Genomic DNA, 22,886 nt, shown 5'->3' with positions numbered 1-22,886 from the left:
GTGCCGCAGCGTGGCGTTGCGGGGTGTCGTCGCGGGACGCAGGGGCTGGACGTGTCGTGGCGATGGCGGCGATGGCCTGCGTGGGGGTTCGGGGCATACGCGAGGTCGTATGGCGCGCCGGCGGGCGCTTGCGGGGACAAGGATGGGACGTGGTTGTGGCGTCGCGCTGCCTGGCTTGTCGACGTGGGCCGTCAGCGCAGGCACCGGTCGGAGCGGCAGTCGTCACGACGGCACTCGCCGTTGCTTCTGTGGGCCTGCCGCAAAGGGCCTGGCAGGCTCTACACTCGCCAGGTGCGCGCGCGGTGGCGTGCGGCTTCGGTTTCCCTTCTTCAGGAGCGACGCAGTTGAAGAGCATCTCGATGGGCTGCGGCCTGTTGCTGGCGATGAGCGCCACCGTGCAGGCCCAGGCGCCGGCCCCCACCGCGGTTCCCGCACCGGCGCCGGCCGCATTGCCGCCGGGGCTGCAGGATCTGGACGCGCAGGTGGAGCGCGTGCGCAAGCAGTTCGACGTGCCGGGCATCGCCATCGCCATCGTCAAGGACGGGCAGGTGGTGCTGGAACGCGGCTACGGCGTGCGCGAACTCGGCAAGCCGGAATCGGTGGACGCGCAGACCCTGTTCGCCATCGCCTCCAACACCAAGGCCTTCACCGCCGCGGCGCTGTCGATCCTGGCCGACGAGGGCAAGCTCAAGCTCGAGGACCGGGTGGTGGACCACCTGCCGTGGTTCCAGATGTCCGATGCCTACGTCACCCGCGAGATGCGTGTGCGCGACCTGCTCAGCCACCGCAGCGGCCTGAGCCTCGGCGCCGGCGACCTGCTGTTCTGGCCGGCCACCAGCTACAGCAACGAAGACGTGGTGCGGCGCCTGGCGCACGTGCCGCTGAAGGGCGGTTTCCGCGACCGCTACGCCTACGACAACATCCTCTACGCGGTGGCGCAGAAGCTGATCGAGCAGGTGTCCGGGCAGAGCTATGCCGAGTTCGTGCGCCAGCGCATCTTCGTGCCGGTGGGCATGACCGGCGCGCGCATCAACAGCGACCATCTGCAGCCGGGCGATGCAGCCGCGGTCGGCCACGCGAAGTTCGATTTCCGCGAGCTGCGCACGGTGGCGCCGCTGACCTGGTCCAACAATTCCGGTGCCGGCGGCATCTATGCCAACGTGCACGACATGGCCAAGTGGATGCAGGTGCAGCTCGACGGCGGCCGCCTGCCGGCGGCCGACGGCCAGGCGCGGCAGTTGTTCAGCGCGCAGCGCCAGCAGGAGATGTGGCAGATGATCACGCCGATCGCGATCTCCGAGCCGAGCGTGCCGGAACTGCTGCCGGCCAGGCCCAACTTCGCCGGCTACGGCGAGGGCTGGAGCCTGAGCGACTACCGCGGCGCCAAGCTGGTCTGGCACACCGGCGGCTGGCCGGGCATGGTCTCGCGGCTGACCCTGGTGCCGGAGCGCAAGCTGGGCGTGATCGTGCTGACCAACCAGGAGGTCGGCGCCGCCTTCAACGCGATCACCTTGCGGGTGCTGGACGCCTACCTGGGCGCGCCGGCGACCGACTGGACCGCCGCCTACGCCAAGGCCGTGGCCAAGGCCGACGCCAACGCCGACGAGGACTGGGCCAAGCACGTCGCGGCGCGCGACGCCAAGTCCACTCCGTCGCTGCCGCTGTCCGGCTACGCCGGCACCTACCGCGACCCGTGGTACGGCGACGTGGTGGTGCGCCAGCAGGGCAAGCGCCTGGAACTGCAGTTCAGCAAGACCGTGCAACTGGTCGGCACCCTGGAGCACTGGCAGCACGACACCTTCATCGTGCGCTGGCGCGACCGCTCGCTCAACGCTGACGCCTTCATCAATTTCGCGCTCACGCCCGACGGCAAGGTACGCGAGGCGCGCATGCAGGCGATTTCGCCGCTTACCGATTTCAGCTTCGATTTCCAGGACCTGGTGCTGACGCCGGTGGAGTGACTGCTGGGAATCGGGAATGGGGAATAGGGAATGGTAGGAGCGGCTTCAGCCGCGACCGGGCTTCCTCGGTGAAGCCCGTCGCGGCTGAAGCCGCTCCTACGAGGGAGAGAGATGGAGGAGCCACTGTCGCGAATCCCAAATCCCAAATCCCCAATCTCGGCGCTACCGCGTCGCGGCTGAAGCCGCTCCTGCAAGGGAAAGCGATGCGCACGGGCAGCCGCTTTTGCGATTCCCCATTCCCCACTCCCCATTCCCAGCGTCACGGCCCGTGACGCCAGATACGCTACCCTGACGCCCCTTTTAAAGCGTGACGTGGCGATGTTTCGCTGGTTCGAGTCCCTGATCGAGGTCTTTCCGAAGATCGAGACGCAGATGCCGCCGCGTGGGGTGGTGCGCTTCTATCTGCACTATCTGCGCCCGCTGTGGCCGTTGCTGCTGGCCACGCTGCTGGCCGGTCTGGCGCTGGCGCTGGTGGAAGTGGCGATGTTCGACTTCCTCGGCCGCATCGTCGACATGGTCGCCGAGCAGCCGGGGCCGGACTTCTTCCAGCGGCATGCCGGCGAACTGCTGTGGATGGCCGTCATCGTGCTGGTGGCGCGGCCGCTGTTCGTGGCCCTGCACAACCTGCTGGTGAACCAGGCCATCGTGCCGGGCCTGAGCAACCGCGCGCGCTGGCTGATGCACAACTACGTGGTGCGGCAGAGCCTGGGCTTCTTCCAGAACGATTTCGCCGGGCGCATCGCCAACCGGGTGATGCAGACCGGCACCTCGCTGCGCGAGTCGGCGGTGCAGATGGTCGATGCGCTCTGGTACATCGTGGTCTACACCGGCAGCGCGCTGTACCTGTTCGCGCAGGCCGATCCCTGGCTGATGGCGCCGTTGCTGGTGTGGGTGCTGGTCTACGTGGGGCTGATGGTCTACTTCGTGCCGCGGATGAAGCAGCGCGCCTGGATCGCCTCGGACGCGCGCTCCAAGGCGATGGGCCGCATCGTCGACGGCTACACCAACATCGCCACGCTCAAGCTGTTCTCGCACGCCGGGCGCGAGCAGGCCTACGTGCGCGAGGCGATCGACGAACTGGCGGTCAAGCACCGCGGGCAGACCCGCATGACCACGGCGATGGACAGCGCCATCGCCATCGTCAACGGCTTCCTGATCGCGGTGACCTGCGGGCTGGCGCTGTGGCTGTGGAGCCGCGGCCAGATCAGCGTCGGCGCGATCACCCTGGCCACCGGCCTGGTGATCCGCATCCACAACATGTCCGGCTGGATCATGTGGACGGTCAACGGCATCTTCGAGGACATCGGCGCGGTGCAGGACGGCATGGAGACCATCGCGCAACCGGCACAGGTGCAGGACCGCGCCGACGCGGTGCCGCTGCGCGTGGAGCGCGGCGAGGTGCGCTTCGATCACATCCACTTCCACTACGGCAAGCGCGGCGGGGTCATCGCCGGGCTCGACCTGCAGGTGCGCGCGGGCGAGAAGATCGGCCTGGTCGGGCCATCCGGTGCCGGCAAGTCGACCCTGGTCAACGTGCTGCTGCGGCTGTACGACCTGGAGCAGGGCCGCATCCTGATCGACGGGCAGGACATCGCCGGCGTCACCCAGGAGAGCCTGCGCCAGCAGATCGGCCTGGTCACCCAGGACACCTCGCTGCTGCACCGCTCGATCCGCGACAACCTGCTGTACGGCCGCCCCGACGCCAGCGAGGCGCAGCTGCTCGCCGCGGTGGCCAAGGCGCGCGCCGACGAGTTCATCGAACAGTTGCAGGACGGCGAGGGCCAGCGCGGCTACGACGCCCATGTCGGGGAGCGCGGGGTCAAGCTGTCCGGCGGCCAGCGTCAGCGCATCGCCATCGCCCGCGTGCTGCTCAAGGACGCGCCGATCCTGATCCTGGACGAGGCCACCTCGGCCCTGGATTCGGAAGTGGAGGCGGCGATCCAGGACAGCCTAGACGAGTTGATGGCGGGCAAGACGGTGATCGCGATCGCCCACCGGCTCTCGACCATCGCGCGGATGGACCGGCTGGTGGTGATGGACCGCGGCGCCATCGTCGAGACCGGCACCCACGCCGAGCTGGTCGCCCGCGGCGGCCTGTACGCGCGGCTGTGGGCGCGCCAGACCGGCGGCTTCGTCGCGGCGGACTGAAAACGGCGCCGCGCCAGGCGGCTGCGGCGCAGCGGGGCAGGGCACGCCTGGCGGCGCTGCCGGCGGGCGGCGGGACGCCGTGCCTGGCCCAGGGGCGGCGCCCGCCGCCCGGCAATGCGACAATGCGCGGCTTACCGACGTTCGCCAGACCATGTCCCGATTGCAGTTCCAGCTCCACACCACCGACGGCGCCGCCCGTCGCGGCCGCCTGACCTTCCCGCGCGGGACGGTCGAGACCCCCGCGTTCATGCCGGTGGGCACCTATGGCTCGGTCAAGGGCGTGCTGCCCGAGCAGATCAAGGCGCTGGGCGCGCAGATCATCCTCGGCAACACCTTCCACCTGTACCTGCGCCCGGGCCTGGACGTGATCGGCGACCACGGCGGCCTGCACGGCTTCGCCCGCTGGGACGGGCCGATCCTCACCGATTCCGGCGGTTTCCAGGTGTTCTCGCTGGCGCACCGGCGCAAGATCAGCGAGCAGGGCGTCACCTTCGCCTCGCCGACCGACGGCGCCAAGGTGTTCCTGGGGCCGGAGGAGAGCATGAAGATCCAGCGGGTGCTCGATTCGGACATCGTGATGATCTTCGACGAGTGCACTCCGTACCCGGCCACCGAGGACGTGGCGCGGCGCTCGATGGAGCTGAGCCTGCGCTGGGCGCAGCGCTCGCGCGACGCGCACGACGCGCTGGGCAACGATGCGGCGCTGTTCGGCATCGTCCAGGGCGGCGTGCATGCGGACCTGCGCAGCCGCTCGATCGAGGGGCTGCAGGCGATCGGCTTCGACGGCTACGCGATCGGCGGCCTGGCGGTGGGCGAGCCGGAGCACGAGCGTAACGCCATGCTCGAGCACCTGCATCCGCGCCTGCCCGGCGACCGCCCGCGCTACCTGATGGGCGTGGGCCGGCCGGAGGACCTGGTCGAGGGCGTGGCCCGCGGCGTGGACATGTTCGACTGCGTGATGCCGACCCGCAACGCGCGCAACGGCCACTATTTCACCTCGTTCGGCACCGTGCGCATCCGCAACGCCAAGTACGAGCGCGACCTGGACCCGATCGAGCCGGGCTGCGGCTGCCACGCCTGCAGCAGCGGCTACACCCGCGCGTACCTGCGCCACCTGGACCGCTGCAACGAGATGCTGGCGCCGATGCTCGGCACCCTGCACAACCTCTGGTACTACCAGAAGCTGATGGCCGACATGCGCGCGGCGATCGCCGCGGGAACCTTTGCCCAGTTCCGGCGGTCCTTCTATGCGGCGCGCGGGGTCGAAGCCACACCACTCCCGTCGGAGCAAGGCTGAAGCCCCTCTCCCACCGGGAGAGGGGTTGGGGTGAGGGTCCGGGCGAAGCCTCGTGCAGTCCAAGTGACACGAGGGTCCGGGCGCAGCCTCGTGCAGTCCAAGTGACCCTCATCCGCCGCTACGCGGCACCTTCCCCCGAGAAGGGGGCCGTGGGTCCCGACGGGAGAAGGGAAGGGCGCCGCGGCCGTTCCGGGGGCAAGGGGAAGATCGTGGCATAATCGGCGGCTGCTTGCCGCCTCAAGGCAAACCAGCGGTCCGTGCCCCCAGGGCGGCGGGCTACCCAAACCATAGGACGCACCCGATGAATCCGCTCGATTTCCTGATCCCCGTCGCCCAGGCCCAGACCGCCGGCGGCACCGCCCCGGCCGGTGGCGGCCTGCAGATGTTCCTGCTGCCCATCATCCTGATCGCGGTGATGTATTTCGTGATGATCCGGCCGCAGATGAAGCGCCAGAAGGAACACAAGTCGATGCTGGACAAGCTCGGCCGCGGCGACGAGGTCATCACCTCCGGCGGCGTGGCCGGCGTGGTCACCGACATCGGCGACAATTTCATCACCATCGAAGTGGCCGACAACGTGCGCATCCGCGTGCAGAAGGGCGCCGTCGGCAATGTCCTGCCGAAGGGCACGCTGAAGTCCGCCTGATCCATTTCTCCTACTGCTAGGCGCGACGCCGGCGTGGCGTCGTGCGGGGTTCCGCAATGCTCGAGTTTCCGCGCTGGAAGTATGTCCTCATCCTGATCGTGCTGGCGTTGAGCGCCTTGTACGCGCTGCCCAACGTGTACCAGAAGGATCCGTCGGTCCAGATCACCGCCAGCCGCGGCGGCAAGATCGACGACGCCCTGCGCGAGCGGGTCCTCGCCGACCTGAAGACGGCCGGGATCACCCCGAAGCGGGTCGACAAGGAAGGCGACAGCCTGATGGTACGCCTGCCGAACCTGCAGGCGCAGACCCGTGCCAACGACGTGCTGCGCCAGCAGGTGGGCGAGAACTACACGGTGGCGCTGAACCTGGCCTCGACCGTGCCGGACTGGCTGTCGCGGCTGGGCGGCAAGCCGATGGTGCTGGGCCTGGACCTGGTCGGCGGCGTGCACTTCGCGCTGCAGGTGGACCAGAAGGCGGCGCTGGAAAAGCGCCTGGACGCCTTCGCCGAGGACATCCGCACCACCTTGCGCGACGGCCGTCTGGCCTACCGCTCGGTCGAGCGCCGTCCGGACAACAGCATCCAGGTCAGCCTGGGCGAGGGCGTGGACGCCAGCGCCGCGCGCGCCGCCATCGCCAAGGCGCAGCCGACCCTGAGCTACGCGGTGTCCGGGCAGACCATCACCGTCACCGTGCCGGAGGCGGAGCTGAAGCAGATCGCCGCCGGCGCCATCGAGCAGAACCTCACCACGCTGCGTAACCGCGTCAACCAGCTGGGCGTGGCCGAGCCGATCATCCAGCGCCAGGGCGACGACCGCATCGTGGTCGAGCTGCCGGGTGTGCAGGACACCGCCGAGGCCAAGCGCATGATCGGCGCCACCGCCACGCTGGAGTTCCGCGGCGTGGTCGACGGCAATGCCGAGGACGCGGTGCGCAGCGGCAACATCCCGCCCGACGCCAAGGTCTACCGCCTGCGCGACAGCGGCGCCCCGGTGCTGCTGAGCAAGCGCGTGCTGGTGTCCGGCGACCAGATGGTCAACGCCACCGTCAGCACCGACCAGAACGGCATGCCGGCCGTGGCAGTGACGCTCAACAACGCCGCCGGCCAGCGCATGTTCGACTACACCAGCGCCAACACCGGCAAGCTGATGTCGGTGGTCTACATCGAACGCATTCCCACCGTGACCATGGTCGATGGCAAGGAAGTGCGCAGCGTGCGCGTCAACGAGGAAGCGCTGGCGCCGACCCGTATCGCCGGCGTGTTCGGCAAGAACTTCCAGACCACCGGCCTGGAGAAGACCGAGGCCGAGAACCTGGCCAAGCTGCTGCGTGCCGGTTCGCTGGCCGCACCGATGGACTTCGTCGAGGAATACGTGATCGGCCCCAGCCTGGGCGCGGAGAACGTGGAGCGCGGCGTCACCGCGGTGGTCTACGCGTTCCTGTTCACCCTGGTGTTCTTCAGCGTGTACTACCGCATGTTCGGCCTGATCACCTCGGTCGCGCTGCTGATGAACCTGCTGATCGTGGTCTCGGTGATGTCGCTGTTCGGCGCCACCATGACCCTGCCGGGCTTCGCCGGCCTGGCGCTGTCGGTGGGCCTGTCGGTGGACGCCAACGTGCTGATCAACGAGCGTATCCGCGAAGAGTTGCGCCTGGGCGTGCCGCCCAAGTCGGCGATCGCGGCCGGCTACGAGAAGGCCGGCGGCACCATCCTCGACGCCAACCTCACCGGTCTGATCGTCGGCGTGGCGCTGTACGCGTTCGGCACCGGCCCGCTGAAGGGCTTCGCGCTGACCATGATCATCGGCATCTTCGCCTCGATGTTCACCGCGATCACCGTGTCGCGCGCGCTGGCGGTGCTGATCTACGGCCGTCGCAAGAAGATCAAGTCCGTGGCGATCTGAGCCACGCACGCCACCTTCCGCACGTCCCCGCGCCGGCAGGCGCGGGGTCCAAAAAATCGCAGAGCGGTCTCCAATGAAAATCTTCCCGCTTCACCTGATCCCCAACGACACCAAGATCGACTTCATGCGCTGGCGGCACCCGACCCTGGTGCTGATGCTGGTGCTGGCGCTGGCCTCGTTCACGGTGATCTTCGCCAAGGGCTTCAACTACGCGCTGGAGTTCACCGGCGGCGCACTGGTGCAGACCAGCTTCCAGAAGCCGGTCGACGTGGACCAGGTGCGCGAGCAACTGGCCAAGGCCGGCTTCGAGAACGCGCAGGTGCAGAACGTCGGCAGCGGCAACGAGGTGGTGATCCGCCTGCAGCCGCAGGGCGAGCACAACAACGAGGACATCACCAAGAACCTCGCCGAGCAGGTGCGCAAGGCGGTGAGCACGCCGCAGAACCCGGCCACGGTCAAGCCGGGCGAGTTCGTCGGCCCGCAGGTCGGCAAGGACCTGGCGCTGAACGGCGTCTACGCCACGGTGTTCATGCTGGTCGGCTTCCTGATCTACATCGCCTTCCGCTTCGAGTGGAAGTTCGCGGTGGTGGCCAGCCTGACCGCGCTGTTCGACCTGCTGGTGACGGTGGCCTACGTGTCGGTCACCGGCCGCGAGTTCGACCTCACCGTGCTGGCCGGCCTGCTGTCGGTGATGGGCTTTGCGATCAACGACATCATCGTGGTGTTCGACCGCGTGCGCGAGAACTTCCGCAGCCTGCGCGTGGAACCGATCGAGGTGCTGAACCGCTCGATCAACCAGACCCTGTCGCGTACGGTGATCACCGCGGTGATGTTCTTCCTGTCGGCGCTGGCGCTGTACCTGTACGGCGGCGAGTCGATGGAAGGCCTGGCGCTGACCCACATGATCGGTGCGGTGATCGTGGTGGTCTCCTCGGTGATCGTGGCGGTGCCGCTGCTGTCGATCGGGCCGTTCCAGGTCACCAAGCAGGACCTGCTGCCGAAGGCCAAGGATGTGGAGGCGCTGGCGCGTCGGCCCTGATGGGCGGGGAGTGGGGAATCGGGAATGGGGAATCGTAGAAGCATGATGTCCTGGGCCTGAAGCACCTCCTTCTGTGACAAAAAAGCCGCGCGGATGCGCGGCTTTTTCTTTGTGCGGACGCCGGGGTTCCTCTGCCGTAGGAGCGGCTTCAGCCGCGATGCCTGACCGGTAATGCGTCGCGGCTGAAGCCGCTCCTACGGCAACGTCGGCTGGGTTGCAGCGCGTGCCGGCAGCATGGGGCTGGGCCGTCGACGACGGCCCGTGCCCGTGCGCGCCGCGTGGGGCGTTCCGACTAGGCCGCGTTGGCGGTCGCGCGGGCGACCAGTTGCGCCACCATCGGGTAGGTCTCGCTGCGTACCTGGAACTGGCCGACGATCTCCACCAGGTCGCCGGCCTGCTGCTCCATCGCGCGTGCCGCGGCGGTGGCTTCCTCGACCAGGGCGGCGTTCTGCTGGGTGGTCTCGTCCATCTGGGTAACGGTCTGGTTGACCTGCTCGATGCCGGCCGACTGCTCCTGCGAGGCGGCGGCGATCTCGCCCATGATGTCGGTGACGCGCTGCACCGAGGCCACGATGTCCTGCATCGTCGTGCCGGCCTGGGCGACCAGGGTCGAGCCCGCGCTCACGCGCTCGACCGAGTCGTCGATCAGCGTCTTGATCTCCTTGGCGGCGCTGGCCGAGCGCTGGGCGAGGGTGCGGACCTCGCTGGCGACCACGGCGAAGCCGCGGCCCTGTTCGCCGGCACGTGCCGCTTCCACCGCGGCGTTGAGCGCCAGGATGTTGGTCTGGAAGGCGATCCCGTCGATGACGCCGATGATGTCGGCGATCTTCTTCGAGGCGACCTCGATGCCGTCCATGGTGGTGACCACCTGGCCGACCACGCTGCCGCCCTGCGAGGCGACCGCGGCGGCGCCGGCGGCGAGTTGGTTGGCCTGGCGCGCGTGTTCGGCGTTCTGTTTCACCGTGGCGGTCAGTTCCTCCATCGAGGCGGCGGTTTCCTCCAGGCTGGCGGCCTGCTGCTCGGTGCGGCGCGACAGGTCGTCGTTGCCGCTGGCGATCTCGCCGGCGGCGGTGTCGATGCTGGCCGCGGCCTGCTGGATGCGGCCGACCATGTCGGTCAGCTGCGCGACGGTGGCGTTGGCGTCGTCGCGCATCCGTGCGAACACGCCGTGGAACTCGCCCTGCATGGTCTGGGTCAGGTCGCCGGCGGCGATGGCGCGCAGCAACTGCGACAGCGCCGCCAGATTGGTCTCGGTGCCGGTCATCATCGTGTTGAGATTGGCGACCATGTCGTGGAAGGCGTGGCGGAAGCGCTGCGCTTCGCCGCGGCGCGAGAAGTCGCCCTGCGCCGCGGCGCGCACCAGCAGGTCGATTTCGTGGTTGATCGCGCCGAGGTTGCGCTTCACCTTGGCCATGGTCTCAGTGAGGATCGCCATCTCGCCGGGGAACTGCTCCAGGTCGCGGCTGAGGTCGCCTTCGGCGTACTCGCCCATCAGCGCGATCACCCGCTGGTTGACCGCGATATGGCTGTGCACCAGGGCATTGGTGTCGTGCACCATGCGCCCGTAGTCGCCGGGGAAACGCGCCTCGTCCATGCGGAAGCTGATCTGGCCGGCGGCATGCTGCCGGGCCATCTCGGTCTGCGCCTGGATCACCGTGCGCAGTTCCTCCTGCATCTGCCGCATGTCGTTGAGCAGCGACGGCGCCTGCGTGCGCAGGCGCACGTCCTGCGACAGGTCGCCGCTGGCGATGCGGCGGACCACGTCGGCCGCGTAGGCGGGCTCGCCGCCGAGCTGGCGCATCAGGCTGCTGCGCACCAGCAGGCCGAGCAGGATCGCCGCGACGATGCCGACCAGCATGCCGCCCAGGCTGGTCCATTCGCCGGACTGCGCACGCGCCTCGCTCTCGGCCTTGCGCACCTGCAGCAGTGCGCGTTCGGCGTCCTCGTACTGGCCGATGGTGGCGCGCAGCCCGTCCATCTGTTGCTTGCCGACGGTCCGGAACGCTTCCAGCTAGGCGTCGTCGCTGTCGGCGACGGTAGTGCGCATGTGCTCCACCGCCTTGCGCTTGGTGGCCATGAACTGCGTGTAGTCCTGCATCAGGGTCTGCAGGCGTGCCTGTTGCGCCGCGTTGTCGGCGGTCAGCTGCTTGGACTCCTGCCATTGCGCCTGGAACTCGCGTTCGCCGAGGTCGAACGGCTCCAGGTAGGACTTGTCGCGGGTCAGCGCGAAGCCGCGCGCGCCGCTCTCGATGTTGAGCAGGCTCACCAGCATGCGGTCGCCGAGGGTGATGACCTTGTAGGTATGCGCGTCCAGCGCAGCGGCGCTGGTGAACTTGCGGAAGCCGATCAGGCTGGTGATGCCCACCAGCAACAACATGGCGATCACGCCGCAGAAGCCGATTGCCAGGCGCTTGGTGACGGTGAGATGATGGAAGGACACGCGAGATCTCCGATAGATGCGAGAGAGCGGCGCCACCGGCTCCATTGCCGCAGGGACGGCAATGCAGGCACGGATCAGCGGGGGAAGTTCGGGCAGAAACCCGCATCGGTATCGGCCGTGTTTTCGGGATCTTTAGGGTTGTCTTCGCCGATCGCAGCGTGCGCATCGCCCCAGGCCGCGGCGCCTGCATGGCGCACGTCGTAACGTGTTCTTCTACGCAAGCGCCAATCAAGCAGCGGTGAAGCGCGCGGCGTGCAATGCGTGAGCATGGCGTGAGGCGACTGACGCGCCGCGTGCCGCCCTCGGGCGCCGATGTCGTTCTCGCAGGACGCGGCCGGCACCGCGCGCGGCGATCGCCGGGAATCCCAGAGTGCGTGATCTGCGAATGCCGGGCACAAAAAAAAGCCGCGCGAGTGCGCGGCTTTCTGCTGTGTCGATGTCGCTGCGCCGGCGCAGGGCCGGTCGTCTCGCTCAGAACTTCGCGTCGAACTCGCCGGCGAAGCCGGTGTTGACGATCAGCTTCTGCAGCGCGTCGCCGACCTTGAGGTTGCCGGCCACCACCTGGAACTGCTGTGGGCCGCGGTCGTCGATGCGGCCCAGGGTGCCGCCCTTGAAATCGGTGACGCGGCCGCCGGCCTCGCGCACCAGCAGCACGCCGGCGGCGATGTCCCAGGCCTTCACCCCGGCTTCGAAGTAGGCGTCGCTGCGGCCGCAGGCGACATAGGCCAGATCCAGCGCCGCCGAGCCGGTGCGGCGGATGTCCTCGGCCTGCACCAGCAGCGCATCCACGCACTTGAGCTGGGGGCTGGCACGCTTGCGCTCGCGCGGGGCGAAGCCGGTGTGGACCATGGCGCCGTTGAGTTCCTTGCGCTCGCTGACGCGGATGCGGCGGTCGTTGAGCACCGCGCCATTGCCGCGGCTGGCGGTGAACAGTTCGTTGCGGAGCGGATCGAAGATCACCGCGTCGACCGGCTCGCCGTTCTCGACCAGGGCGATCGACACGCAGTAGTGCGGGAAGCCGCGCAGGTAGTTGCTGGTGCCGTCGAGCGGATCGATCACCCACATGTAGCGGCCGCCGCCCTGCACGCCGCCTTCTTCGCCCATCACGCCGTAGTCGGGGTAGGCGCGGCGCAGTTCCTTGACGATCACCTTTTCCGCATCGGCATCGACTTCGCTGGCGTAGTCCATGCGGTCCTTCTGCACCACGTTCAGCGCTTCCAGACGGTTGATGTGGCGCAACAGGACGTTGCCGGCGAGGCGGGCGGCCTTGACCATGACGGTGACGGCGGGTTTTTGCATGGCAACGGCTCCCGAGAAGGCGGAGGTGGGTCTGGAGGAGGAAAAGAGCAGTCCGGCGCGAAGGCCGGCCGCACAGTTTACCATCTACGCCCCCGTTCGCTTCGCCTGCCGTGCCGCCATGACCGATTCCACCCGTATCCGCTTCGTCCTGGTCGGGACCCAGCATCCCGGCAACATCGGTGCGGCCGCGCGCGCGATGAAGACCATGGGGCTGTCGCGGCTGGTGCTGGTGGCGCCGGAGTGCGAGCTCGAGACCGAGGCCTACCGGCGTTCTGCCGGGGCCGAGGACCTGCTGCAGCAGGCGCCGGTGTTGCCCGCGTTGAGCGACGCGGTGGCCGATTGCCGGCTGGTGCTCGGCTGCACCGCACGCAGCCGCCGCGTGTCGCTGGAGGAACTGCTGCCGGCCGATGCCGCGCAGCGCCTGACCGCGACCAGCGCCGAGCCGGCGGAAGTGGCGCTGGTGTTCGGTCGCGAGCGCACCGGCCTGACCAACGAGGAACTGCAGCTATGCCATGCGGCCGTGCACATTCCCTCCGATCCGGCGTTCAGCTCGCTCAATCTGGCCGCGGCGGTGCAGGTGCTGGCCTACGAGCTGCGCCTGGCGCAGCTGCGCGGCGTCGCCCCGGCACCCGCGCCGGCACCAGGCTTTCGCGAGGCGCCGGCCAGTCACGCGCAGGTGGAAGGCCTGTTCGGGCAGTTGGCCGAGACGCTGGACGACATCGACTTCCACAAGGGGCGCGCCCCGGATTCGGCGATGCGCAAGCTGCGCCGGCTGTTCCTGCGCACCGAGCTGACCGAACAGGAGGTGCGCCTGCTGCGTGGCGTGCTGTCCGATGCGCAGCGCATGGCGCGGCTGGCCGGACAGGCCGGAAACTGAGGCCCGTCGAGGCGCGAAGGCGACGAGCGCGGCACCTGTCGCGAGGCGCGGGCGGGGCCAGGGACGCGGGCGCGGCGGGCGCCATTCTGTGACGCTGTCACCGGCATGCGCTTTCGGCTAGGCTTTGCAAGGTCTATTTGGGGATCGTGGTTTGTCCAGTTCGCGTTGGCGGGTGGTCGTGGTGTGGCTGGCGCTGGCGATCTGCTGGCCCGCGTCCGTGCACGCGCGGCCCTCGGTCCTGGTGCTGGGGCGCATCAGCGACAACCCCAAGGCCCATTACGAGCAACTCAAGCCGCTGCTGGACTACGTGGTGCCGCGCATGCGCGAGGTCGGCATCACCTCCGGGCAGATCCTGATGGCCCGCGACAGCCAGCAGATGAGCAGTTACCTGCGCCGTGGCCGGGTCGACTGGGTCACCGAGACCGCCGCCACCGCCATGGCGCTGGAACAGCGCGGCGGTGCCAAGCCACTGCTGCTGACCGAGCGCAACGGCGTGCGCCAGTACCACACCGTGTTCTTCGTGCGCCGCGATGCGCCGATGCATGCGCTTGCCGATCTGCGCGGCCATACCCTGGCGCTGCAGAGCACGCTGTCCACCAGCGCCTACCTGGTGCCGATGATGACGCTGTTCGAGCACGATCTGCATCCGGAGATCCTGCTCTCGACCAAGGACCAGCCGTCGGCGGACACGGTCGGCTATGTGTTCGCGCGCTCGGAGCTGAACATCGCCGCCTTCGTGCACAAGCATCTGGTGGATGCGGGGGCGTTCAGCAACCTCGACTGGGACGACGAGCGCCGCATTCCGCCGGCATTCCTGCGCGATTTCCGGGTGATCTACCGGAGCGAGCCGTATCCGCGCGCGGTGGAGATGGTCCGCAGCGACCTGCCCACGGAGGTGGAGACGCGCTTGCGCGAGGTCCTGCTGCATGCCGCCGACGATCCCCAGGGGCGCGCGGCGCTGCGCCAATTCTTCGGGACCTCCGGGTTCTATCCGATCGATCCGGCGTCGCAAAAGCGCCTGGACACCCTGCGCGCCGGCGTGGCGCGGGTGAGGCTGGAAGTGGAATGAAGAGCATGCGTTTCGGGTTGCAGGCCAGGTTCCTGCTGGCCATGGGCGTGGCTGCCCTGCTGGTGATGGCGATCCTGGCCCTGCTGCTGGAACGCCAGGCGGCGATGCAGCGCGAGGTGCGCACGCTCAGCGGCAACGCCATCCACAGCCTGTTCGACAGCAGCATGCGCACCCGCGGCGAGTCGCTGGCGCGGCAACTGGCCGATTCGCTCGCCAACCCGGTGTACTACTCCGACCTGGACGCGATCGGCACGCAGGTGCGCGGCGCGCTGGGCTATGTCGCGGTGGCCTATGTGCTGGTCTACGACGCCGATGGGCGGCTGATCCACGACGGCAGCGAGGGCATGGCGGGGTACGGACAGCGCATGCGCGGGCCGATGGCCGAGGCCGCGATCCGCGCAAAGGGACTGCTGGCCCAGGAGTCGCCGGAGTTCCTCGACGTGTCGATGCCGATCATGATCGGCGACCAGCGCGTGGGCGGGGTACGGGTGGGCATGTCCTGGGCGCGTGCGCAGGAATACGAGCGCAAGGCCGGGCAGAACCTCGACCAGCGCCTGGGCGAACTGGGCAAGCGCCATCTCGGCTGGTTGCTGCTGTTGCTGGCGGCCCTGGGCCTGACCGCGGCGATGGTGACGGTCTACGTGCAGCGCACGCTGGTGGCGCCGTTGCGCTGGATGGCGGCGGCCGCGCGCCAGATCGAGGCCGGCAACTACGCGGTGGAGCGTCGCGACAGCGGCCGCCACGACGAGGTCAGCGAATTGCTGCGCGCATTCGGGCGGATGAGCGAGGCGATCGCCCGCCACGACCGCGATGTGCGCCACATGGCCTACACCGATGCGTTGACCGGGCTGACCAACCGGCTCGCGTTCCGCGAGGCGCTGGACCATCGCATGCTGTCGGCACGCGCCTCGCAACGCCGGCTGGCGCTGCTGTTCGCCGACATCGACGACTTCAAGCGGATCAACGACACCCTCGGTCACGAGGCCGGCGACGAAGCCCTGCTGCAGTTCGCGCGGCGCATCCAGCTGGCCGTCGAGCAACTGGGCGGCGACGACGCGCTGCTGGCGCGCTTCGGCGGCGACGAGTTCGTGATCCTGGTCGAGGACGCGCAGGCGGCCAAGGTCGCCACCGCGCTGGCGCAGCGGCTGGTGCAGGAACTGCGCGAGCCGCTGCGGATCCAGGGCCGCGAGGTGTTCATGGGCACCTCGATCGGCATCACCGTCTATCCGGGCGATGCCGAGGATGCGTCGGCGCTGCTGAAGAATGGCGACATCGCCATGTACCAGGCCAAGCTGGCCGGCAAGAACTGCCATCGCTTCTACAGCCGCGCGATGGACTATGCGGTGGAGCGGCGCGTGCACATGGAGCACGAGCTGCGCGGCGCCTGGGAGCGCGACGAACTCAAGCTGGCCTACCAGCCGATCTTCCGCACCCAGGACCGGCGCATGGTCGGCGTGGAAGTGCTGTTGCGCTGGCAGCATCCGGCGATGGGCACGATCTCGCCGACGGTGTTCATCGACGTGGCCGAACAGAGCGGGCTGATCGAAACCATCGGCCCCAAGGTGCTGCGCGCGGCCTGCAGCGAGGCCACCCAGTGGCGCCGCGCCGACGGCAGCGCCGACCTGTTCGTCTCGGTCAACGTCTCGCCGCGGCAGTTGCGCAGCGGCGATCTGCCCGAAGTGGTGGCCGACTGCCTGCGCGAGTCCGGGCTGCCGGCGGCGCAACTGCACCTGGAGCTGACCGAGACCGCGGTGATCGGCGACGAGCTGCAGGCGGCGAGCATGCTGGCGCGGCTGCACCGCACCGGGGTCAAGGTCTGGCTGGACGACTTCGGTACCGGCTTCTCCGGCCTGAGCCACCTGCGCCAGGTGCCAGTGGACGGGGTCAAGATCGACAAGAGTTTCGTCGCCGACCTGCAGCGCGATCCGGACGATCTGGCGTTGACCACCGCGATCATCGCCATGGCGCATTCGCTGGACATCACCGTGGTCGCCGAGGGCATCGAGCAGGAGGCGCAGTTCGAACTGTTGCGCGAGCGCGGCTGCGAACTGGGGCAGGGCTTCTGGCTCAGCCGCCCGCTGAGCGCTGAGGAGTTCCGCAAGTTGCTGGCCAACGAGGATGCGCCGCCGGCCGATGCCTGAGCATCGCCGCGGCACCGGCACCGGCACTGCGGTCCGCGGCTGCCGCGCAACGGGCGGTGACCATCACGCGGATCAGGGCATCAATGGGCGCTTGCCGGTGTCGCCGGCGATCTCGCGCACCAGCTTCGGCACGAGATAACCGGACAGGCGCGCGGCCAGCGCCTGGTGCAGCGCCAGCGCGGTTGCATCGTCCACTTCGAAATGGGCCACGCCCTGCACCCGGTCCAACTGGTGCAGGTAGTAGGGCAGCACGCCGGCGGCGAAGCTGCGCTCGCTCAGCGCGGCCAGCGCCTCCACGCTGTCGTTGACCCCGCGCAGCAGCACCGCCTGGTTGAGTAGCTGCGCACCGGCCTCGCGCAGGCGCGCCAGCGCGGCATCGACGCCGGCATCGAATTCGTTGGCGTGGTTGGCGTGGATCACGAACGCCAGCGGCCACGGCAGTGTGCGCAGCCAGGCCAGCAACGGCGCATCGACGCGTTCGGGCAGCACCACCGGCAGGCGGCTGTGGATGCGCAGGCGCTTGAGCTGCGGCAGTGCGGCCAGCGCCTCGGTGAGTTCGACCAGTTTCGGTGTAGCCAGCGACAGCGGATCGCCGCCGGACAGGATCACTTCCTCGATGCTGGGGTCGGCGGCGATCGCCGCCACCGCCGTGCGCCAGCCATCGCGCGCCGCGGTCTCGTCGGCATACGGGAAATGCCGGCGGAAGCAGTAGCGGCAGTGCACGGCGCAACTGCCGGTGGCCACCAGCAAGGCGCGGCCGCGGTATTTGTGGATCACCCCGTCGGCCTTCTTGGCCGCGGTGTCGCCGACCGCATCCAGGGCGAAGCCGGCGACCAGGCGCTGCTCGTCGTCGATCGGCAGCACCTGGCGCAGCAGCGGATCGTGCGGGTCGCCCGAGCGCATGCGCGCGACGAAGCTGCGCGGCACGCGCAGCGCGAACTGCGTCGCAGCCTGTTCGGAGACGCCCAGCGCCTGCGGATCCAGGCCCAGCAAGGCCAGCAGCTCGCGCGGATCGCGCACGGCGTCGCGCCAGGCCTGCTGCCAGCGCGGCGGCGCGGCGGTGGGCAGGGGCGGGGACGGCTGCATCGGGCGGGGGGCTGCGGTTATCATAGGCGGTCATCACACGAGCGCCCGCCGTTGCGGCGGGGCTTCCATTCTATCCGGCCGGCCGCCGAACGCGGCGGGTTTGCCTTACCCGAGGAGTTTCAGATGGCCAGCTACGGCATGAACGACGTCAAGAACGGGATGAAGATCCTGGTCAACAGCGAGCCAGCGATCATCACCGATACCGAATACGTCAAGCCCGGCAAGGGCCAGGCGTTCACCCGCGTCAAGTACCGCTTCATCAAGTCCGGGCGCGTGGTCGAAATGACCATGAAGGCGACCGACAGCGTGGAAGCGGCCGACGTGGTCGACACCGACATGCAGTACCTGTACAGCGACGGCGAGTACTGGCACTTCATGCAGCAGGAAACCTTCGAGCAGGTGCAGGCCGACAAGGCCGGCGTCGGCGACGCGGCCAAGTGGATCAAGGGCGAGGAAGACTGCGTGGTGACGCTGTGGAACGGTACGCCGATCCAGGTCACCCCGCCGAACTTCGTCGAACTGAAGATCGTCGAGACCGACCCGGGCGTGCGCGGCGACACCTCCGGCGGCGGCGGCAAGCCGGCCACCCTGGAGACCGGCGCGGTGGTGCGCGTGCCGCTGTTCGTCGGCCAGGAAGAAGTGATCCGCGTCGACACGCGTTCGGGCGAATACGTCTCGCGCGTCAAGTAAGCCGGCACGCCCGCGGCCGCCGCTGGCCGCGGGCATGTGCACGCGCTGGCGTGCGGCGGCCAGGCAGCGCCAAGCGCCGGAGCGCCGGAGCGCCGGAGCGCCGCGCGGCGGTGAAGGACCACCTCGCTTCCAGGAATTCCCGTGACCACCAGCCACGCCGACAGCGCCGACAGCAAGTACCCGCACGACCGGGTCGTGTTCTTCAGCGATGCGGTGTTCGCCATCGCCATCACCTTGCTGGCGGTGGAGATCAAGGTGCCGGGGCATGCCGAGGTCGAGGCCGCTGGCGGCATTTTGGCCGCCCTGCACCGGATGCTGCCGCTGTTCATCGGCTTCGCGGTCAGCTTCCTGGTCACCGCGCTGTTCTGGAAGTCGCACCTGCAGCTGTGCCGGCACATCCGCCAGTTCGACGACCGGCTGATCTGGCTCAACGTGCTGCAGTTGCTGCTGATCGGCCTGCTGCCGTTCTCCACCGCGCTGTATTCGGACTATTTCGGCAGCCACGAGGCCTTCTCGGTGTACTGCGCGCATCTGGCCGCGATCGGCCTGGCTGGGTACTGGCTGCATGCCTACGCGGTGCGCAAGGAAGGCCTGGCGCAGCGGCTGGGCCCGCTGCAGGCGCAGGCGATGAAGCTGCGCGCGGCGGTCTCGCCGGTAGTGTTCGCGTTGTGCATTCCGCTGGGCATCGTCGCGCCCTGGCTGGGCCGCTTCGGCTTCCTGGCGATCTTCCTGCTGCAGTGGCTGGTGCTGCGTGTGTACCAGCGGCGCATCCGCCAGGCCCAGGCGGCACCGGCACCGTGATCCTTCCTTTTCCCGAGTCCCTGCGATGACCTCCATTCCCGAATCCTGCGACCTGCTGATCGAAGCCGGCTACGTGGTCCCGATCGAGCCGCATGCGGTGGTGCTGGAAGACCACGCGGTGGCGGTGCGCGGCAGCGAGATCGTGGCGGTGCTGCCGACCGCCGAGGCGCGCACGCGCTTCGCCGCCGCGCGTACCGTCTCGCGCCCGGATGCGGCACTGCTGCCCGGCCTGGTCAACGCGCACACGCACAACCCGATGACCCTGCTGCGCGGCATCGCCGACGACCTGCCGCTGATGGTGTGGCTGCAGCAGCACATCTGGCCGGTGGAGACCGCGGTGATCGGCCCGGAGTTCGTCGCCGACGGCACCGCGCTGGCCATCGCCGAGATGCTGCGCGGCGGCACCACCTGCGCCAACGAGAACTACTTCTTCGCCGACGTGCAGGCCGCGGTGTACAAGCAGCACGGCTTCCGCGCGCGGGTTGGCACGGTGATCATCGATTTCCCGACCGCCTGGGCCAAGACGTCCGACGAGTACTTCGCCCGCGCCTGCGAGGTGCACGACCAGTGGCGCGACGATCCGCTGGTCGGCATCGCCTTCGCCCCGCATGCGCCGTACACGGTCAACGACGCCAACTTCGAGCGGGTGCGGATGCTGTCCGACCAGCTCGAGGTGCCGGTGCACCTGCACACCCACGAGACCGCGCAGGAAATCGCCGACTCGCTCAAGCAGTACGGGCAGCGCCCGCTGGCGCGGCTGGACCGGCTGGGCCTGGTCAACGACCGCCTGATCGCGGTGCACATGACCCAGCTCACCGACGCGGAGATCCACCTGTGCGCCGAGCGCGGGGTCAGCGTGGTGCATTGCCCCGAATCCAACCTCAAGCTCGCTTCCGGGTTCTGCCCGGCCTGCGCGCTGCAGCGTGCGGGCGTGAACCTGGCGATCGGCACCGACGGCTGCGCCAGCAACAACGACCTGGACATGTTCAGCGAGAACCGCACCGCGGCGATCCTGGCCAAGGCAGTGGCCAACGACGCCACGGCGCTGGACGCGGCCAGCACGCTGCGCGCGGCCACCCTGGGCGGCGCGCGCGCGCTGGGCTTCGGCGAGACGATCGGCTCGATCGAGCCGGGCAAGCAGGCCGACCTGATCTGCGTGGACCTGTCGGCGCTGGAGACCCAGCCGCTGCACAACGTGCTGTCGCAGCTGGTCTACGCCACCGGCCGGCAGCAGGTCAGCGACGTGTGGATCGCCGGCCAGCCCAAGCTGAGCCAGCGCGTGCTGGTGGACATGGATGTCGACGCGCTGGTCGCCAATGCGCGCGAATGGCGCGAACGTATCCGCAGCGTCCACGCCTGATCCGCTATGTTCGCCGCGCCGCGCCGTGCGCGCGGCCCCAACGAGAATTCGCCATGACCGCTTCCGCCGCCAACGCCTCCGCCAATTTCGATCAGGCCGAACTGGACAAGTTCGGCGCCCTGGCCACCCGCTGGTGGGACGCCGACGGCCCGCAGAAGCCGTTGCACGCGCTCAACCCGGTGCGTCTGCGCTACGTCGCCGAACGCCTGCCGCTGCGCGGCGCGACGGTGCTGGACGTGGGGTGCGGCGGCGGCCTGCTCAGCGAGGCGCTGGCCAAGGACGGCGCGCAGGTCACCGCCATCGACCTGTCGCCGGAACTGATCAAGGTCGCGCGCCTGCACCAGTTCGAATCCGGGGTCGAGGTCGACTACCGCGTGCAGTCGGTCGAGGACCTGGCGGCGGCGCAGCCGGGCAGTTTCGATGCGATCACCTGCATGGAGATGCTCGAGCACGTACCCGACCCGGCGGCGATCGTGCGCGCCTGCGCAACCCTGCTCAAGCCGGGCGGGCAGCTGTTCCTGTCCACCCTCAACCGCACCCCGGCCGCGTTCGCCCTGGCCATCGTCGGTGCCGAATACGTGGCGCGGCTGCTGCCCACCGGCACCCACCGCTACCAGGATTTCATCAAGCCGGCGGAGCTGGCCGCCTGGTTGCGCCAGGCCGAACTGCAGCTGCGCGACGTCAGCGGCCTGGCCTACGAGCCGTGGCGCAATCGTGCGCGGTTGTCCTCGCGGACCGAGGTGAATTACCTGGCGTGTGCTGCAAAGCCGGGAATCGGGAATGGGGAATAGGGAAGCGCCGCTGCCGCGGCGAGGTTACCCGCGGGTGGTGCTGTTCGATCTGGATGGCACGCTGCTGGACAGTGCGCCGGATCTGCTGGCCGCGGCCAATGCGCTGCTGGCCGAGCACGGGCGTGCTGCGCTCGATCTGGCGCAGTTGCGGCCGGTGGTGTCCAAGGGTTCGCGGGCGATGCTCGGCATCGCCTTCCCGGACCTGCCAGCGGCCGAACGCGATGCGCTGATCCCGGCGTTCCTGCGTCACTACGAGGCGCTGATCGGCCGTCATTCGCAGCCGTTCGACGGCATCCCGGAACTGCTGCAGCGACTGGAAGACGCCGGCAGCGTGTGGGGCATCGTCACCAACAAGCCCGAGGCGCTGGCCCGGTTGATCCTGCCGCAGTTGCAGTGGGAACGTCGCTGCGCGGTGCTGATCGGCGGCGACACGCTGCCCGAGCGCAAGCCGCATCCGTTGCCGCTGCAGGTCGCCGCGCAGTGCCTGGGCGTCGCGCCGCACGAGGTGGCCTACGTCGGCGACGACGAACGCGACATCCTCGCCGCGCGCGCCGCCGGCATGGCCTCGGTGGCGGTGCTGTGGGGCTACCGGCTGGACGAGGACGATCCGCTGGCCTGGCGCGCCGATACGATGGTCGCGGCGCCGGCCGAGCTGTATCCCGCTGCGGCCTGGCCGGTGGCCGCCGCCGCTTCCTGAAGCCGGCGGCGCGGCCGCATCAGCGGCGACGCGTGCAGATGCGGCGACCGCCGCGTCGCTGCATGCATGTCGACGTCGCTCGGCATCCACCGGCCACCCACGTAAACTGCGCGTCCTGCGCGACGCCCGCGCTCACCTTCCCCGTGTGCGACGTCTTCGCTGCGCGCGCCTGAATCCGGATCCACCGATCGCATGAGCAGTTCGTCCGCCCTGGATGCCTTCCTCGACAAATGGCGCCGACGCTGGCCGGAATGGGCCGTGGCCGAGGCCTTCGTGCCGGCGCCGCAGCGCGCCCGCACCGTGGCCTGGTTCGCCCTGCTGCAGGAGTTCGACGACATCCTCAACATCGCCGGCGATCCGCTGCCGGCCGACGCCAAGCTGGCGTGGTGGGGCGAGGAACTGCGCAGTTGGGCCGGGCAGCGCTCGCGGCATCCGCTGGGCCGGGTGCTGGAGCCGGTGGCCGCGCCGTGGACGCAACTGGCCGAGGCCTTGCCGAGCCTGCCGCAGGCGCGCGCGGCGGCGGCGGACACGGCGCATGCGCTGGAGCGGCTGGAGCCGTTCGCGCAGGCGGTGGTCGCGGTCGAGCGCGCACTGTTCGAGGCTCCGGCCGAGGGCGCCGCCGTGCCGGTCGCGCTGCAGGTGC

At 69.2% G+C, this 22,886-nt stretch carries 20 protein-coding genes; 15 read left to right on the top strand and 5 right to left on the bottom strand.

Annotation, left to right across the window (positions count from 1 at the left end; genetic code table 11):
- Nucleotides 1–344 precede the first annotated feature (344 nt).
- The 6 genes from J7357_RS10680 (at nucleotide 345) to secF (ending at nucleotide 8,992) form a co-directional block, all read left to right on the top strand.
- On the top strand, nucleotides 345–1,961 hold the full coding sequence (locus J7357_RS10680) for a serine hydrolase (RefSeq protein ID WP_209246323.1): 1,617 nt from the start codon (nucleotides 345–347) through the stop codon (nucleotides 1,959–1,961).
- A 318-nt stretch (nucleotides 1,962–2,279) separates the two neighbouring features.
- Complete coding sequence (locus J7357_RS10675) at nucleotides 2,280–4,109, top strand: ABC transporter ATP-binding protein (RefSeq protein ID WP_209246321.1); 1,830 nt, start codon at nucleotides 2,280–2,282, stop codon at nucleotides 4,107–4,109.
- A 151-nt stretch (nucleotides 4,110–4,260) separates the two neighbouring features.
- The gene (tgt, locus tag J7357_RS10670) at nucleotides 4,261–5,406 is read left to right on the top strand and encodes a tRNA guanosine(34) transglycosylase Tgt (RefSeq protein ID WP_043095645.1); all 1,146 of its coding nucleotides are present in this window, start codon (nucleotides 4,261–4,263) and stop codon (nucleotides 5,404–5,406) included.
- Between the two features lie 301 nt (nucleotides 5,407–5,707).
- The gene (gene yajC, locus J7357_RS10665; protein ID WP_010343515.1) at nucleotides 5,708–6,052 is read left to right on the top strand and encodes a preprotein translocase subunit YajC; all 345 of its coding nucleotides are present in this window, start codon (nucleotides 5,708–5,710) and stop codon (nucleotides 6,050–6,052) included.
- Nucleotides 6,053–6,108: 56 nt separating this feature from the next.
- Entirely contained in the window at nucleotides 6,109–7,953 is a 1,845-nt protein-coding gene (secD, locus tag J7357_RS10660; protein ID WP_209029404.1) for a protein translocase subunit SecD, read from the top strand.
- 73 nt (nucleotides 7,954–8,026) lie between these two features.
- Nucleotides 8,027–8,992: a protein translocase subunit SecF gene (gene secF, locus J7357_RS10655; protein WP_209246319.1), complete on the top strand. Its 966-nt coding sequence runs from the start codon at nucleotides 8,027–8,029 to the stop codon at nucleotides 8,990–8,992.
- A gap of 292 nt (nucleotides 8,993–9,284) precedes the next feature.
- On the opposite strand, the gene J7357_RS10650 is transcribed toward secF, so the two are convergent.
- The 4 genes from J7357_RS10650 to J7357_RS10640 all read right to left on the bottom strand — a co-directional run bounded on the left by J7357_RS10650 (nucleotide 9,285) and on the right by J7357_RS10640 (nucleotide 12,731).
- Nucleotides 9,285–10,970 carry a methyl-accepting chemotaxis protein gene (locus tag J7357_RS10650; RefSeq protein WP_280515359.1) on the bottom strand — a complete coding sequence of 562 codons (1,686 nt, stop codon included), beginning with the start codon at nucleotides 10,968–10,970 and terminating at the stop codon, nucleotides 9,285–9,287.
- Between the two features lie 33 nt (nucleotides 10,971–11,003).
- The gene (locus tag J7357_RS21350; protein WP_343237407.1) at nucleotides 11,004–11,432 is read right to left on the bottom strand and encodes a CHASE3 domain-containing protein; all 429 of its coding nucleotides are present in this window, start codon (nucleotides 11,430–11,432) and stop codon (nucleotides 11,004–11,006) included.
- Nucleotides 11,433–11,506: 74 nt separating this feature from the next.
- Nucleotides 11,507–11,701 carry a hypothetical protein gene (locus J7357_RS10645; RefSeq protein ID WP_209246317.1) on the bottom strand — a complete coding sequence of 65 codons (195 nt, stop codon included), beginning with the start codon at nucleotides 11,699–11,701 and terminating at the stop codon, nucleotides 11,507–11,509.
- Between the two features lie 202 nt (nucleotides 11,702–11,903).
- On the bottom strand, nucleotides 11,904–12,731 hold the full coding sequence (locus J7357_RS10640; RefSeq protein ID WP_010343521.1) for an inositol monophosphatase family protein: 828 nt from the start codon (nucleotides 12,729–12,731) through the stop codon (nucleotides 11,904–11,906).
- A gap of 118 nt (nucleotides 12,732–12,849) precedes the next feature.
- Here J7357_RS10640 and J7357_RS10635 point away from each other — a divergent pair, with 118 nt between their 5' ends.
- The 3 genes from J7357_RS10635 (at nucleotide 12,850) to J7357_RS10625 (ending at nucleotide 16,818) form a co-directional block, all read left to right on the top strand.
- A complete protein-coding gene (locus J7357_RS10635) occupies nucleotides 12,850–13,608 on the top strand; it encodes an RNA methyltransferase (protein WP_209246315.1) in 759 nt (252 codons plus the stop codon).
- Nucleotides 13,609–13,786: 178 nt separating this feature from the next.
- Nucleotides 13,787–14,677, top strand: coding sequence for a phosphate/phosphite/phosphonate ABC transporter substrate-binding protein (locus tag J7357_RS10630; RefSeq protein WP_209029421.1), 891 nt, complete (start codon nucleotides 13,787–13,789; stop codon nucleotides 14,675–14,677).
- A complete protein-coding gene (locus J7357_RS10625; protein WP_209246313.1) occupies nucleotides 14,674–16,818 on the top strand; it encodes an EAL domain-containing protein in 2,145 nt (714 codons plus the stop codon). The genes J7357_RS10630 and J7357_RS10625 overlap by 4 nt, the downstream gene beginning before the upstream one ends.
- A gap of 72 nt (nucleotides 16,819–16,890) precedes the next feature.
- Here J7357_RS10625 and epmB read toward each other — a convergent pair whose 3' ends face one another.
- Complete coding sequence (gene epmB, locus J7357_RS10620) at nucleotides 16,891–17,928, bottom strand: EF-P beta-lysylation protein EpmB (protein ID WP_209246311.1); 1,038 nt, start codon at nucleotides 17,926–17,928, stop codon at nucleotides 16,891–16,893.
- 99 nt (nucleotides 17,929–18,027) lie between these two features.
- Here epmB and efp point away from each other — a divergent pair, with 99 nt between their 5' ends.
- From efp to J7357_RS10590, 6 genes are all read left to right on the top strand, one after another.
- On the top strand, nucleotides 18,028–18,594 hold the full coding sequence (efp, locus tag J7357_RS10615) for an elongation factor P (RefSeq protein WP_010343528.1): 567 nt from the start codon (nucleotides 18,028–18,030) through the stop codon (nucleotides 18,592–18,594).
- Nucleotides 18,595–18,735: 141 nt separating this feature from the next.
- Nucleotides 18,736–19,395: a TMEM175 family protein gene (locus J7357_RS10610; RefSeq protein WP_209246309.1), complete on the top strand. Its 660-nt coding sequence runs from the start codon at nucleotides 18,736–18,738 to the stop codon at nucleotides 19,393–19,395.
- Nucleotides 19,396–19,420: 25 nt separating this feature from the next.
- Nucleotides 19,421–20,755, top strand: coding sequence for a TRZ/ATZ family hydrolase (locus tag J7357_RS10605; protein ID WP_010343530.1), 1,335 nt, complete (start codon nucleotides 19,421–19,423; stop codon nucleotides 20,753–20,755).
- Between the two features lie 53 nt (nucleotides 20,756–20,808).
- A complete protein-coding gene (ubiG, locus tag J7357_RS10600) occupies nucleotides 20,809–21,546 on the top strand; it encodes a bifunctional 2-polyprenyl-6-hydroxyphenol methylase/3-demethylubiquinol 3-O-methyltransferase UbiG (protein WP_209246307.1) in 738 nt (245 codons plus the stop codon).
- Complete coding sequence (locus J7357_RS10595; protein ID WP_209246305.1) at nucleotides 21,536–22,243, top strand: phosphoglycolate phosphatase; 708 nt, start codon at nucleotides 21,536–21,538, stop codon at nucleotides 22,241–22,243. The genes ubiG and J7357_RS10595 overlap by 11 nt, the downstream gene beginning before the upstream one ends.
- 192 nt (nucleotides 22,244–22,435) lie before the next feature.
- Nucleotides 22,436–22,886: squalene/phytoene synthase family protein (locus J7357_RS10590; protein ID WP_343237406.1), on the top strand; the 451-nt coding region annotated here is incomplete at its 3' end.

This window comes from Xanthomonas sp. D-109 (assembly GCF_017746095.1).
GTDB lineage: Bacteria > Pseudomonadota > Gammaproteobacteria > Xanthomonadales > Xanthomonadaceae > Xanthomonas_A > Xanthomonas_A sacchari.
This window is presented reverse-complemented; position numbering and strand designations above follow the sequence as displayed.

Excerpts from the sequence above, each read along its gene's own strand:
- J7357_RS10675 (WP_209246321.1), top strand. The coding sequence starts at position 2,280 with ATGTTTCGCTGGTTCGAGTCCCTGATCGAGGTCTTTCCGAAGATCGAG.
- efp (WP_010343528.1), top strand. The coding sequence starts at position 18,028 with ATGGCCAGCTACGGCATGAACGACGTCAAGAACGGGATGAAGATCCTG.
- J7357_RS10635 (WP_209246315.1), top strand. The coding sequence starts at position 12,850 with ATGACCGATTCCACCCGTATCCGCTTCGTCCTGGTCGGGACCCAGCAT.
- yajC (WP_010343515.1), top strand. The coding sequence starts at position 5,708 with ATGAATCCGCTCGATTTCCTGATCCCCGTCGCCCAGGCCCAGACCGCC.
- epmB (WP_209246311.1), bottom strand. The coding sequence starts at position 17,928 with ATGATAACCGCAGCCCCCCGCCCGATGCAGCCGTCCCCGCCCCTGCCC.
- J7357_RS10640 (WP_010343521.1), bottom strand. The coding sequence starts at position 12,731 with ATGCAAAAACCCGCCGTCACCGTCATGGTCAAGGCCGCCCGCCTCGCC.
- J7357_RS10605 (WP_010343530.1), top strand. The coding sequence starts at position 19,421 with ATGACCTCCATTCCCGAATCCTGCGACCTGCTGATCGAAGCCGGCTAC.
- ubiG (WP_209246307.1), top strand. The coding sequence starts at position 20,809 with ATGACCGCTTCCGCCGCCAACGCCTCCGCCAATTTCGATCAGGCCGAA.
- J7357_RS10650 (WP_280515359.1), bottom strand. The coding sequence starts at position 10,970 with ATGGACGGGCTGCGCGCCACCATCGGCCAGTACGAGGACGCCGAACGC.
- J7357_RS10645 (WP_209246317.1), bottom strand. The coding sequence starts at position 11,701 with ATGCTCACGCATTGCACGCCGCGCGCTTCACCGCTGCTTGATTGGCGC.
- secD (WP_209029404.1), top strand. The coding sequence starts at position 6,109 with ATGCTCGAGTTTCCGCGCTGGAAGTATGTCCTCATCCTGATCGTGCTG.
- J7357_RS10595 (WP_209246305.1), top strand. The coding sequence starts at position 21,536 with ATGGGGAATAGGGAAGCGCCGCTGCCGCGGCGAGGTTACCCGCGGGTG.
- secF (WP_209246319.1), top strand. The coding sequence starts at position 8,027 with ATGAAAATCTTCCCGCTTCACCTGATCCCCAACGACACCAAGATCGAC.
- J7357_RS10625 (WP_209246313.1), top strand. The coding sequence starts at position 14,674 with ATGAAGAGCATGCGTTTCGGGTTGCAGGCCAGGTTCCTGCTGGCCATG.
- tgt (WP_043095645.1), top strand. The coding sequence starts at position 4,261 with ATGTCCCGATTGCAGTTCCAGCTCCACACCACCGACGGCGCCGCCCGT.